Annotated in this window: 11 protein-coding genes; 5 read left to right on the top strand and 6 right to left on the bottom strand. The window is 75.0% G+C overall.

Features of this window, described 5'->3' with window-relative positions:
* The first annotated feature begins 46 nt into the window (after nt 1-46).
* A complete protein-coding gene (locus tag H1226_RS26270; protein WP_224956949.1) occupies nt 47-913 on the top strand; it encodes an inositol monophosphatase family protein in 867 nt (288 codons plus the stop codon).
* A 38-nt stretch (nt 914-951) separates the two neighbouring features.
* On the opposite strand, the gene H1226_RS26275 is transcribed toward H1226_RS26270, so the two are convergent.
* The 3 genes from H1226_RS26275 to H1226_RS26285 all read right to left on the bottom strand — a co-directional run bounded on the left by H1226_RS26275 (nt 952) and on the right by H1226_RS26285 (nt 3,327).
* Complete coding sequence (locus H1226_RS26275) at nt 952-1,656, bottom strand: hypothetical protein (RefSeq protein ID WP_258343788.1); 705 nt, start codon at nt 1,654-1,656, stop codon at nt 952-954.
* A gap of 69 nt (nt 1,657-1,725) precedes the next feature.
* A complete protein-coding gene (gene paaC / locus H1226_RS26280) occupies nt 1,726-2,526 on the bottom strand; it encodes a 1,2-phenylacetyl-CoA epoxidase subunit PaaC (protein ID WP_258343789.1) in 801 nt (266 codons plus the stop codon).
* Between the two features lie 312 nt (nt 2,527-2,838).
* Entirely contained in the window at nt 2,839-3,327 is a 489-nt protein-coding gene (locus H1226_RS26285; protein ID WP_224956953.1) for a DUF3592 domain-containing protein, read from the bottom strand.
* Nucleotides 3,328-3,388: 61 nt separating this feature from the next.
* On the opposite strand from H1226_RS26285, the gene H1226_RS26290 reads away from it, so the two are divergent.
* Entirely contained in the window at nt 3,389-4,678 is a 1,290-nt protein-coding gene (locus H1226_RS26290) for an isochorismate synthase (RefSeq protein WP_258343791.1), read from the top strand.
* Nucleotides 4,679-4,759: 81 nt separating this feature from the next.
* Here the strand turns inward: H1226_RS26290 and H1226_RS26295 are convergent, their stop codons facing one another.
* Nucleotides 4,760-6,262, bottom strand: coding sequence for a M1 family metallopeptidase (locus H1226_RS26295; RefSeq protein ID WP_258343792.1), 1,503 nt, complete (start codon nt 6,260-6,262; stop codon nt 4,760-4,762).
* 484 nt (nt 6,263-6,746) lie between these two features.
* Nucleotides 6,747-8,423: a 2-succinyl-5-enolpyruvyl-6-hydroxy-3-cyclohexene-1-carboxylic-acid synthase gene (menD, locus tag H1226_RS26300; protein WP_224956956.1), complete on the bottom strand. Its 1,677-nt coding sequence runs from the start codon at nt 8,421-8,423 to the stop codon at nt 6,747-6,749.
* A gap of 171 nt (nt 8,424-8,594) precedes the next feature.
* On the opposite strand from menD, the gene H1226_RS26305 reads away from it, so the two are divergent.
* The 3 genes from H1226_RS26305 to H1226_RS26315 all read left to right on the top strand — a co-directional run bounded on the left by H1226_RS26305 (nt 8,595) and on the right by H1226_RS26315 (nt 11,820).
* Complete coding sequence (locus H1226_RS26305; protein WP_224956957.1) at nt 8,595-9,518, top strand: 1,4-dihydroxy-2-naphthoyl-CoA synthase; 924 nt, start codon at nt 8,595-8,597, stop codon at nt 9,516-9,518.
* Between the two features lie 207 nt (nt 9,519-9,725).
* Entirely contained in the window at nt 9,726-10,919 is a 1,194-nt protein-coding gene (gene menE / locus H1226_RS26310) for an o-succinylbenzoate--CoA ligase (RefSeq protein WP_258343805.1), read from the top strand.
* A gap of 28 nt (nt 10,920-10,947) precedes the next feature.
* Nucleotides 10,948-11,820: a 1,4-dihydroxy-2-naphthoate polyprenyltransferase gene (locus H1226_RS26315; RefSeq protein ID WP_224967074.1), complete on the top strand. Its 873-nt coding sequence runs from the start codon at nt 10,948-10,950 to the stop codon at nt 11,818-11,820.
* Between the two features lie 141 nt (nt 11,821-11,961).
* Here H1226_RS26315 and H1226_RS26320 read toward each other — a convergent pair whose 3' ends face one another.
* Entirely contained in the window at nt 11,962-12,534 is a 573-nt protein-coding gene (locus H1226_RS26320; protein ID WP_224956967.1) for a DUF3558 family protein, read from the bottom strand.
* Nucleotides 12,535-12,602 lie beyond the last annotated feature (68 nt).

A 12,602-nucleotide genomic window follows, 5' to 3' on the forward strand; every position in this document is an offset into this window, starting at 1 on the left:
CTGGGCGCAGCCCCGCATACACCGCGGGTGTCGACCCTGGAGCGGCATGACGGTCCTTCCCTCGGAGCCCTCGCACCACATCGAACCCGGCTTGGTCTCCCGCGCGCTGGAAGTGGCCGGGCGGCTCGCGAACGACGCCGCCGACGTCATCACCGCCACCGCGGGACGCGGGGCCCGCCCGGCGGCCACCGAATCGCCCTTCGACTGGGTGACCGACACCGGGCGCACCCTGGAACGGCACACCCGGCGGGTGCTCGGCGACGAGTTCCCGGGAGTACCGGTGTTCGGCGAGGAGTTCGACTCCGCGCCCGGCTGGTCCACCTCCGTCGCCGACCAGCTCACCGCCCGCTCCGGTTCGTCCCGGTTCCGCTGGTCGGTGGACCCGGTGGACGGCACCGCGAACTACGTGGCCGGGCTGCCGTGGTGCGCCTACAGCCTCGCGATGCTCGACGAACGCGGGCCGCTGGTCGGCGTCGTCGCCGACCCGTACCGGTCCCAGATCTACGCGGCGGCCCGGGACCGCGGGATGCGCGCCAACGGGGTGCCGGTGCGGCTCGCCGACCAGGCCGAGACCCGCGCCGGCATCGTCTGCACCGAGCTGACCCGCAGCGGCCCGTGGCCCGGCATGGACCGGTTCATCAGCAACGCGGCCCGGGCGCAGGTGGGCGTGCGGCTGCTGGGATCACCGGCGCTGGCGATCGCGCAGGTCGCGCTGGGGCACGCCATCGCGGCCGTGCTGGACTCGTACGAGGAGTGGGACGTCGCGGGTGCGCTGGCGCTGGCCGTCGAATCGGGGGCCGCGGTGCTGGACCGCGGTGGGCGCCCGGCGACGCTGCCCGTCGGCGGGCTGCTCGTGGCCGGACCCGCCGTCGCCGGGGACGTCCTCGACTGGTGGCGCCGAGCGACGCCGTGACCGGCCGGGCGCGGTCACCCGCGGCGCGGGTCGCGCTGTCAGGGAGCGGCGAGCGCGGGCAGCGGGGCGTCCGCGCGGGCGAACACCTCGGACATCGGGTGCAGCAGCGGGAACCGGTCGCGCAGGACCGCCACCTCGTGGTGCACCCGCGGCAGGTCCGGCGCCGCGACCAGGTCGACCACCACGTGCAGCACGTCCTCGGTGATCGATGCGAAGCGCGCGGCGGCCTCGGCGACCTGGTCCCGCACCCGCCGCAGCACCTCCTGGTCCCGCCGGTCCGCCGAGCTCGGATCCAGGTCCGAGCCGCGGCCCACCTCGACGAGCGCCTGCACGCTCGGCAGCTCCGCGTCCATCCGGCGGACCACCACCAGCAGCGCCTCCCGCGCCCGCGCCGAGGACACCGACTCCACCGCGCGCCGGGCGCGCGCCACCGCCTGCTCGCAGCGGTGCAGGTCGCGCACCCAGCCGTCCACGTGGCCCGGTTCGCCGAACCCCCGCGGCGGCGCCGTCCGCTCCTGCGGAGCCGCCGGTGCGGGCTCCGGCATCTCGGGGCGAGCTCGTCGCGTCCACGGCCCGGCCCACGCCAGCAGGGTGACCGCGGCGCCCAGGGATCCCGCGACCGTTCCCGCCAGCACCGCCCACCAGAAACCGTTCATCTCCAGCCGCGCCTTCCGCTCGGTTCCCGTCGGACCAGCGCTCGCCCCCAAGGCGATCCGGCGGACCCACCGGGTTCGTCCCGGCATCACACCCACCTTGCCCGCCGGGTCGGCTCGGGGCCTCGGGGAAAGTACTCAACCGCGGAAACGGAACGATCACGGCTCGACCGGGTCGGCGCGCACCAGGTACTGCATGTCGGCGACGACGAACGGCATCGACTCGGTGTGCGCGCCCCACCGCCCACCGGTGCCCTCCGGCGGGGCTTCGCCGAGGGGCGGCAGCTCCAGCCGGGCGACCGACACCGCCTCGTCCAACGCCGCGGCGACCTCACCGCGCACCGCGTCCGGACGCACCGCGCACCCGGCCTCGGCGAGCCTGCGCTCCACCGGGTGCACCGCGAACAGCTCCCCCGACAGCGGCCACACCCGGTGCAACGCCTCCTGCATCCGCAGCCGCGACTCGGGAGCGCGGTCCCCGAGCCGGATCACCCACTGCTCGGCGTGCTGGCGGTGCCGCAGCAGCACCCGCCAGGTGCGCGCCGCGATCGCCGAGAGCACCGGATCGCGGGTCGCGGCGAGCCGGGCGAACACCGCGTGCCGCCAGGCCGCGAACAGCAGCAACCGGGCCGTGCTGGTCGCGAAGTCACCACCGGGCCCCGGCCCGCAATCGATCTCGGCGAGCCGCACGTTGCGGAAGTCCCCGCTGTCGCGGTGGTAGGCCAGCAGGTCCGCGTCCCGGCCCGCGCCCTCCAGTTCCGCGGCCCGCTCCAGCAGCGCCCGCGCCTGGCCGAGCAGGTCCGCCGTGATCGCGGCCAGCGCGGCGCCCTCCTCCAGGTCCGGCCCGCGCACCCCCCAGCCGGACAGGCGGTGTGCCAGCAGCAGCGCGTCGTCGCCCAGCATCAAGCAGTACCCGGCGAGATCGGCCGGATCCGCCCCGGCCGGGACGGTCCGGGTCACCGCCGCGGTGACGGGAGCCGCGAGGACCCAGTCCGGCCGGTACGACTCCGGCGCCGACCGGTCCGGTCCTCCCGGCTCGACCGCCGCCGCGGGCCACCACTCGGGACCACCTGCGGAAGGACGCGGCGGTCGCCCGCCGGTTCCGAAGTTCACCGTGCCCATACGCGCTCACCCACCTCGCGGGGGCCGCACCGGAGTGCGGGCTGGACCGCTGGTCGCGAGACCACTCGTGGGACCACCCGCCGCGGCGGGATCACCCGGGCCCACTGTGGCCGCGGTGCCGGGCGGAGCGGAAGGGGCGGAATTCCCGGTTCAGGCCGCGGCCGGGCGCTCCCGGCGCAGTAGCCAGTGCGCGGCGCCGAGGACCAGCCACGTCCCGGCGAGGGACGCCGCGACCGGCAGCAGCGACAGCACCATGCCGCGCCCGGCCACCCGGACCAGGTCGGGGTTGCGGGTGTCGTACTCGACGCGGACGAACTGGCCCTGCTGCAGGCCGCCGGGGTACAGCACGCCGTCCTGCGGGATGTGCACCCGGCCTTCGGGCGTGGTGAAGCGGATGACGGTGCGGGTCAGCGACGTGCTGACCACTTCGGCCACCCCGTCGCCGCGGGACTCGGTGATGGTCCGGTCGTCGATCGCGCAAGCGCCGATCACGGACAGGCCCAGCACGGTCAGCAGCACGCCGAGCACCAGGACGCCGCGGGCGGCGGTGCGGCGGATGCGCCGCGCGGGCCACCGGGTGCCCGGACCGCTCTCCGCGGTCTGCTCGGACTCGCCCGGGAACTCCTGTTCGCTCGCCACGATCGCCGATTGTAGGAGCCGCGCGGTGACCACCACGGGCCGCCGCACCTAGGCTCGTCGCGTGGCGCCCTCCCCGACTCCGCTGACCGTCCGCACCTCGGTGCTCCCCGACGACGACCCCCGGCGCACCGCGCCGCTGCTGGAGCTGCTGCCGGACGAGGCCCCGCTGAGCTGGGTGCGCGACGGGGCGGGTCTGGTCGGCTGGGGCTGCGCGGCGCGGTTGACGACGTCCGGGCCGGAGCGGTTCGCCGCCGCCGACGAGTGGTGGCACGCGCTGTGCGCGGCCGCGGACGTGCGGGACGAGGTGCGGCTGCCGGGCAGCGGCCCGGTCGCGTTCACCAGCTTCGCGTTCGCGGACCGGCCGGGGGACTCGGTCGTGGTGGTGCCGGAGGTCGTGGTGGGCTGCCGGGACGGCGTCCGCTGGATCACCACCGTCGGCGATCCGGCCCGGCGACCGGCCCGGCCGGTGCGCGAGCCCGGCGCCGTGCGGTACGAGCCGGGCGCGGTGTCGGCGGCGGACTACCGGCGGTCGGTGGCGGAGGCGGTGCGGATCCTCGAACCGGCCGGGGCCGGCGATCCGGACGGGGTGCGCAAGGTGGTGCTGGCGCACGACCTGCTCGCCACCGCGGCGGAGCCGCTGGACGCCCGCTACCTGCTGCGCAACCTCGCCGCGCGCTACCCGGGGTGCTGGACCTTCGCGGTGGACGGGCTGGTCGGGGCGACGCCGGAGCTGCTGCTGGAGCGCACCGGGCGGCACGTCCGGTCCCGGGTGCTGGCCGGGACGAGCTGGCCGCGGCCCGGGGTCGGCGCCGACGAGCTGGCGTCCGGCCTGCTGGCCTCGGTGAAGGACCTCTCCGAGCACGCGTTCGCCGCCGAGTCGCTGGCCGCGGAACTGCGCCCGTTCTGCGCGGCCCTGTCGGTCCCGGAGCACCCCGAGGTGCTCCGGCTGCGCAACGTGTTGCACCTGGCCTCGCACATCACGGGTGAACTGCACGAGCACGCCGCGGACAACGGGGTCGCGGCGCTGCTGCGGCTGGCCGCCGCGGTGCACCCGAGCGCGGCCGTCGGGGGCACGCCGACTCCCGCCGCGGTGCGGCTGATCGAGCGCCTGGAGGCCATGGACCGCGGCCGCTACAGCGGCCCGGTCGGCTGGGTCGACGGCGCCGGCAACGGGGAGCTCGGCATCGCGCTGCGCTGCGCGCAGCTGGAGACCGCGGACGGCGCGACCGGGGGCCGCCGGGCCCGGCTGTTCGCCGGGTGCGGCATCGTCGCCGGGTCCGATCCGGACGCGGAGGTGCTGGAGGCGGCGGCGAAGCTCCGGCCGATCCGCGACGCGCTCGCCGACGACTGACGGCCGGCCCGGGTGGACCGGGCGGCGGACCGCTAGGTTCCGCCGCCCGACCCGTCCCGGCCGGCGTGCGCCGTCACACGATCAGTGGTGGGCGTGCACGAGCGCGTGGGTCGCGTCGATCTCGGCGACCGACTTCGGCGGCACCACCGCTGCCCTGGTCGCCGAGGCCGGGATCCCGTTCTCCGGGGTGGCCGCGGGCTTGCCGGGGGTGAACAGCCAGTTCTGGAAGAACTCGTCGAGCTGCCGGCCGGAGCGCTGCTCGGCCAGCTCGATGAACTCCTCCACGGTGCCGGTGGAGTACCGCTTGTCCTGCACCCAGGTACGCACCACGTCGAGCAGCGCGTCGGGGCCGATGACGTTGCTCAGCGCGTGCACGGTGAGCGCCCCGCGGTCGTAGACGGCGTCGCTGAAGATGTTCTCCGGCCCGGGTTCACCGGGAGCGATCTGCCAGAACGGGTCGTCGGCGGGCAGCGAGGAGTAGTAGTGGTCGAACAGCTCCTGCGCGGTGCCGGTGCCCTGCTGCTCCGACCACAGCCACTCGGCGTAGCTGGCGAAGCCTTCGTTCAGCCAGATGTCGCGCCAGGTGTCGACGGACACGGAGTCGCCGAACCACTGGTGGGCGTTCTCGTGCACGACGACGGACGTGTTCGCGCCCTTCGCGAAGAACTTGGGGCTGTAGGTCGGCCGGGTCTGGTTCTCCAGCGCGAAGCTGAGGCCTTCTGCCGGGACCACGCCGCCCTGGGCCTCGAACGGGTACTCGCCGAGCAGCCCGGAGAGGAAGTCCAGCACTTCCGGGGTGCGTTCGACGCTGGCCTTGGCCGCGCCTTCGACGTCGCCGAGCCCGTCGGCGTAGGCGGTGACGAAGGGCTGGCCGAAAGCACCGGGCTTGGTGTTGATCTCGTACTGCCCGATGCCGAGGAACGCCAGGTACGTCGCGGTCGGCTTGGTGGTCCGCCACTTCCAGGTGGTCCGGCCGGCGAGCGTGGAGGTGTCGGTGCTCACGCCGTTCGACAGCACCTCGGTGCCTTCCGGCACGTCCACGGCGATGTCGAAGGTGGCCTTGTCCCGCGGGTGGTCGTTGCCGGGGAACCACCACGCGGAGATCTCCGGTTCGCCGACCGCGAGCGCGCCGTCGGCGGTGCGGATCCACGGGTTGAGGCCGTCGACCTCGACGGCGGACGGCACGCCCTCGTACTCGACGACGAACGTGGACTGGCGACCGGCGGGCAGCTCCTCGGGCGGGGTGACGGTGAGCTCGGTGCCCCGCTGCTCGAAGGTCGACGGGGCACCGTTGACCCGGATCGACTTCACCGGCAGTGCGAAGTCCAGGTTGAACGCGGTGAGGTCCTGGGTCGGGTTCGCCACGATCGTCGTGGTCCCGGCGAGGTGGTCGTCCTTCGGTTCGTAGCGCAGCCGCACGTCGTAGTGGGCCACGTCGTAGCCGCCGTTGCCGTACTCGGGGAAGTACGGGTCGCCCGCGCCGGGCGCGCCGGGACTGCCGGCTCCGGCGAAGGCGGGGGTCGCCACGAAGGCCGCCGCACAGCACGCGGCCACCGCAGCCCGCAGACCGGTTCGCTTGAACACAGAGCACCTCCGGCAAGATCAGCTGTTTTCCAGCAGCGTACGAACGTGATCAGGGCGGCGCGAGCGCCCGAACGCGGGGCTTTTCACCAGTTCTGGGTGAACGGCGCGCCGCCGGCACCGGCTTTCGCCCCGGCCGCCCGCCCGACGGGTGGTGGCCGGCCCCCGCCCGCGCGGCTCCCGCCCAGCTCATCGGGGGTGCGGGTGTTCGGCGAGCAGCCGAGCCCGGGCCCGAGACCCGGCAGGTTGCGCGCGGTCGACCGGTGGCCGGGAGCACCCCCGCGCCCTCTCACCAGGTGGGAGGAACGGGTCCAGAAGTGACCGCGCGAGGCCGGGGGCGGTGTCGCGCCCGCAGCGGGCACGGGACCCGCAGGGGCACGGGACCGCAGCGGGTACCGGATCGGGAGGCACCGGGTCGCGGGTGTACCGCTCGCGACCGGGCACCGGATCCGGAGTCGATACCGGACCGCGAACGGCCCCGAACAGGTCAGCCGATCAGCGCCGAGTGCACCGCGGCCTGCAGCCGCGCGTGCAGGCTCCTGGTCTGCGAGCGGTCGGCCTGGATCTCCACCACCCGCAGCCCCGGTGGCCCGTGCAGCGCCGCCGGGAACTCCGAGCGCTGCCGCACCCGCACGTGCTCCACGCCGTGCGCCGCGCACAGCTGCGCGAGGTCGGTGCCGTGCGGGGTGCCGAAGACCCGCTCGAACGAGTCGCGGTGCTCCGGGCCGCCCTGCTCCAGCAGCGAGAAGATGCCGCCGCCGTCGTCGTTGAGCACCACGATGGTGAGGTCCGGGCGCTGCTCCTGCGGCCCCAGCAGCAGGCCGTTGCCGTCGTGCAGGAACGTGAGGTCGCCCAGCAGCGCGTAGGTCGGTCCGTCGTGCGCCAGCGCCGCGCCGATCGCGGTGGACACCGTGCCGTCGATCCCCGCCACCCCGCGGTTGCGGTGCACCGCCACGTCCGGCCGGTGCCGTGCGGCCAGCGCCACGTCCCGGCTCGGGTTCGACGAACCGAGCACCAGCAGCGACCGCTCCGGCAGTTCGTCGACCAGGTCGCGGGCCAGCACCGGCCCGTTCGGCCAGCGCTCCAGGTCCAGCGCCGCGTGCAGCGCGGCGGCGACCTTGTGGTCGGCCTGCTGCCAGGCGGTGAGCCAGTGCGGGTCGGCCTCGCGGACGGGCCCGGCGCCGAAGGTGTGCGCGATCTCGCGCACCGCGTGCCCCGGCGACGGCCAGTCCACGTCTCCGCCGTGCGCCAGCAGCACCTCCACCCCGGCGTCGGTCAGCAGCGACTGCACCTGGCGGAACACGGTCGGCCTGCCGACGCAGAGCACCTGCTCGGGGCGGTGCTCGCGCACGAACTCGGGCTGGTTCAGCAACCACATCCCGGTGCTGATGGCCGCGCCCCCGGCGAGCCCGACCCCGCCGGTCTCGGAGACGACGGGCCAGCCGTACCGCTCGCCCCACTCCCCCGCGGCGTCGGCGCTGCCGTCCGCGGCGAGCACCAGTCCCCGCCGGGCGGCCGGCGCGTGCAGGCTGCTCGGGTGGGCGCCGTCGCCGCAGATCTCGATCCACGGCGCCCCGTCGTCGCGCCCGGACAGCGGCTCGCACCACGTGGTGTCCCCGGTGGGCACCAGCGGTTCGCGGAACGGCAGGTTCAGGTGCACCGGTCCGGAGCGGGCCGACCCGAGCGAGGCGTGCCAGGCGCGGCAGACCTGGCTGCGCCAGTACGCCTGCTGCCCGGGCCGGTTCTCGGCCACGCCGAGCTCGTCGAACATCCGCACCTGCGGTCCGAACATCCGGTGCTGGTCGATGGTCTGGTTGGCCCCGGCCGCGCGCAGCTCCGGCGGGCGGTCCGCGGTGAGCACGATCAGCGGGATGCCCGCCTGCGCCGCCTCGCTGACCGCCGGGTGCAGGTTCGCCGCAGCGGTGCCCGAGGTCCCGGCCACCACCACCGGCCGACCGCTGCGCGCCGCGATCCCCAGGGCCAGGAATCCGGCGCTGCGCTCGTCGATGCGGACGTGCAACCGGATTCGGCGCTCCTGCGCGGCGCGGTGCAGCGCGAACGAGAGCGGCGCGTTGCGCGACCCCGGGGAGAGCACCACGTGCCGGACCTGGTTGCGGATCAGCTCGTCGACGATGACCTCGGCCTGTGCCGTGGACGGATTCAACCCATCACCCCGGACTCCCTCGCACGCTGCCTGCCGACCGCTTCCAGTGTCGCCGCAACCGCCGAGCCCCTTCGACCCGGTGGCCCCCCGGACGAGCGAAGTGCAGCCGCTCACACCGGTCGGCGCCCTCCTGGTGTTCATCACGCCGAGGCGGCACCTATTGTCCCAGGCGTGCTGAACTCGCCTGTCTCCGAGCTGTTCGACCCGGCCGCGTGGGAACCCGTCAGCGGGTTCGACTTCACCGACATCACGTACCACCGGTGCGTGGAGGACGGTCCCGGGCGCGGCACCGTGCGCGTCGCCTTCGACCGCCCCGAGGTGCGCAACGCCTTCCGCCCGCACACCGTCGACGAGCTGTACCGCGCGCTCGACCACGCCCGGATGAGCAGCGATGTCGGCTGCGTCCTGCTGACCGGGAACGGGCCCTCGCCGAAGGACGGCGGCTGGGCGTTCTGCTCCGGCGGGGACCAGCGGATCCGCGGCCGTTCCGGCTACCAGTACGCCGCCGGTGAGACCGCCGAGACCGTGGACCCCGCGCGGGCCGGTCGGCTGCACATCCTCGAGGTGCAGCGGCTGATCCGGTTCATGCCGAAGCTGGTGGTCGCGGTCGTGCCGGGCTGGGCCGCCGGGGGCGGGCACAGCCTGCACGTGGTGTGCGACCTCACCCTCGCCAGCGCCGAGCACGCCCGCTTCAAGCAGACCGACGCCGACGTCGGCAGCTTCGACGGCGGCTTCGGCAGCGCCTACCTCGCCCGGCAGGTCGGGCAGAAGTTCGCCCGCGAGATCTTCGCCCTCGGCCGCGCCTACGACGCCGAGCAGGCGCACCGGATGGGGATGGTCAACGAGGTCGTGCCGCACGCGGAACTGGAGGCGACCGCCCTGCAGTGGGCACGGGAGATCAACGGCAAGTCGCCCACCGCGCAGCGCATGCTGAAGTACGCGTTCAACGCGATCGACGACGGCCTGGTCGGACAGCAGCTGTTCGCCGGTGAGACCACTCGGCTGGCCTACATGACCGACGAGGCCGTCGAGGGCAGGGACTCGTTCCTGGAGCGCCGGGACCCGGACTGGACGCCGTTCCCCTGGTACTACTGACCGGCCCCGGGCCGCCGTGGTCCGCCCGCCGCTCGGGAAACCGCAGGAGTCCATCGTCCGCACCGCCTTCGCTCGCAGGTCGCTACTCCCCCAACATCGACCCCGGCAGTCGAACAGTTGAGCGATCTCATCCGAACTGGTGAGCGATCGCACTCCGCCGCCCACCGCCGCCCCGGCCCGGGCGGCGGCAGGCGCAAGATGGCGGGCATGCCGACCGCCCGCGAACTCCGGCCGCTGCCCGTTCCGCCCGGCGAGCGGGCGCCGACGGTGCTGCCCGCGCTGCGCCGCGCCCTCGACGGCGACGGCCCCGCGCTGCTCCCGGTGGACGCGGCGGGCCCGGACGACGACGTGCTCCGGGCGCTCGGGGCGGGCACCCCGCTGGAACCCGGCGAGGACGACCCCGCCGACCCGACCGCGCTGGTCATCGCCACCTCCGGTTCCACCGGCACCCCGAAGGGCGTGCTGCTGCCCGCGGCCGCGCTGCGCGCCTCCGCGACGGCCACGCACCGGCACCTGGGCGGGCCGGGGCGGTGGCTGCTGGCGATGCCCGCGCACCACGTCGCCGGGATCCAGGTGCTGGTCCGCTCGCTGGTCGCCGGTACCGACCCGGTGGCGGTGGACACCGCGGGCGGGTTCCGCCCGGACCGGTTCGCGGCGGCGGCCGAGCGCTGCCTCGCGGACCCCGGCAGGCACTACACCGCGCTGGTGCCCACCCAGCTGCGCCGGCTGCTGGACGACGGCGGTGCCGGGCTGGCGGCGCTGCGCGCGTTCGACGCGGTGCTGCTCGGCGGCGCCGCGACCCCGCCCGCGCTGCGCGAGCGGGCCGCCGCGGCCGGGGTGCGCGTGATCACCACCTACGGGATGAGCGAGACCGCGGGCGGCTGCGTGTACGACGGGACGCCGCTGGACGGCGTGCGGGTGCACGTCGAGGCCGCCGCGGACGGCTCCGGTCCGGTCGCGCTGTCCGGGCCCACGCTGGCCCGCGGCTACCGGCGCAGCTCGGGCGCGAGCCCGTTCCGGGACGGCTGGTTCCGCACCGGCGACCTGGGCCGGTTGGCGGACGGACGGCTGGAGGTGCTCGGCCGCGCCGACGACGTGATCATCACCGGCGGGGTGAACGTGGCCCCGGTGCTGGTCGAGCGGATCCTCGCCGAGCACCCCGGGGTCCGGGAGGTCTGCGTGCTCGGCGTCGACGACCCCGAGTGGGGCCAGGCCGTGGTCGCCGCCGTCGTCCCCGCCGACCCGGCCGCACCACCACCGGTCGCCGAGCTGCGCGCGGCGGTGCGGGACCGGGCGGGCGCGGCCGGCGCCCCCAAGCGGGTCGAATTCCTCGCCGAGCTGCCGCTGCGCGGCCCCGGCAAACCGGACCGGCGCGCGTTGCGCGCGACTCTCGGCCGGTGACGACGAGTGATGCGCGAAGATGATTCACATGGCGACGGTGAAGCAGTGGATTGAGGGCGCGCGCCTGCGCACGTGGCCCAACGCGATCGCACCGGTCCTGGTCGGCACCGGGGCGGCGACCGGGGTCGACCTGTGGAGCGTGCCGATCGCGGCACTGGCGCTCGCGGTGTCGCTGCTGCTGATCACCGGGGTGAACTTCGCGAACGACTACTCCGACGGCATCCGCGGCACCGACGACGACCGGGTCGGCCCGTTCCGGCTGGTCGGGTCGGGTGCGGCGAACCCGGCGGCGGTGCGCAACGCGGCGTTCGGCTGCTTCGGGCTGGCCGCGCTCGCCGGGATCGGCGTCGTGGTGCTCAGCGGCCAGTGGTGGATGCTGGCCGTCGGCGCGCTGTGCATCGCCGGCGCCTGGTTCTACACCGGCGGCAAGCGGCCGTACGGGTACGCGGGGCTGGGCGAGATCGCCGTGTTCGTGTTCTTCGGCCTGGTCGCGGTGCTCGGCACCATGTACGCGCAGGCGGGCACGATCAGCGGCTTCGGCATCGGCGGGGCGGTCGGCATCGGCGCGTTCTCCAGCGCGGTGCTGGTGGCGAACAACCTGCGCGACATCCCGACCGACCGGGTCACCGGCAAGCGGACGCTGGCGGTGCTGCTGGGCGACCGGGACACCCGGACGCTGTACGTGTCGCTGGTGCTGATCCCGTTCCTGATCACCGTGCTGATCGGGCTGCGCAACACCTGGGCGCTGCTCGGGTTCCTGGCGCTGCCGCTGCTGATCGGTTCGGTGCTCGCGGTGACGCGCGGCGGCACCGGCCGCAAGCTGATCCCCGCGCTGCGGGACACCGGACTGGCGATGCTCGTCTGGGGCGCCACCACCGCACTGGCGCTGGCCTTCGGCTGAGGGTCTGTCGGACTCCCGTTGCTCAGCGCTGGGGTGGCGGAACCTCAGCGGGAGTGCCGGTGTCTCGGGTGGTCGTCGGCTCAGCGCTTCGCGCTGACAGGAGAACGACAAGACCCGCCGGGCGAGTTGAAGGACGAGCGGTCAGCGGACTCCGGCGAGGACGTACTGGGCCACGCCCTGCGCGGTCTCGCACTCGTCGCCGTCGGCTTCGGCGGCGCGGGCGGTGACCTGCAGCGTCGCCCCGGACGCTGCGGCGAACACGGTGCAGTCGTTGGCGCGCAGCGTCTCGGTCCCGGGCCGCTCGCCGAGCCGCACCTCGTCCTGGCCGAGCTCGGCGTAGCCCTCGGGCTGGGTGCCGACGAGGATCGACCGCACCCCGTTCTCGGCGGCGAACTGGCAGCCGCGCACCGGCGGTTCCAAGCCGATCTCGCGCGGCACCCCGTGGCGGACCGGGTAGGCGAGCTGCCCGAGCTCGTCCACGGTGACCAGCCCGCACAGCTGCTCGGCGGAGGCGTCGGCGAGCCCGATCCGGCGCTGCGGCGGCACCTCGCGGGTGATCGACGGGGTGACGGATTCCGGTTCGGACTCGTCGCTGCCGCTGGTCTCCGGTGCGCTGCTCGGCATCGGCAGCGAACCGCCGGTGGTGCACGCGGCGAGCACCACCACGAGCGCCGCGGGCACCAGCGCGACGGCTGTGCTCATCGACCTGCGCATGCCCCCTCCTCGGAACCTCGTGGCTTGATCGCAGACTACGTGCCCGCGCCGAGCGGACCGCGCACGGC

The organism is Saccharopolyspora gregorii (assembly GCF_024734405.1).
Taxonomy (GTDB): Bacteria; Actinomycetota; Actinomycetes; order Mycobacteriales; family Pseudonocardiaceae; genus Saccharopolyspora_C; species Saccharopolyspora_C gregorii.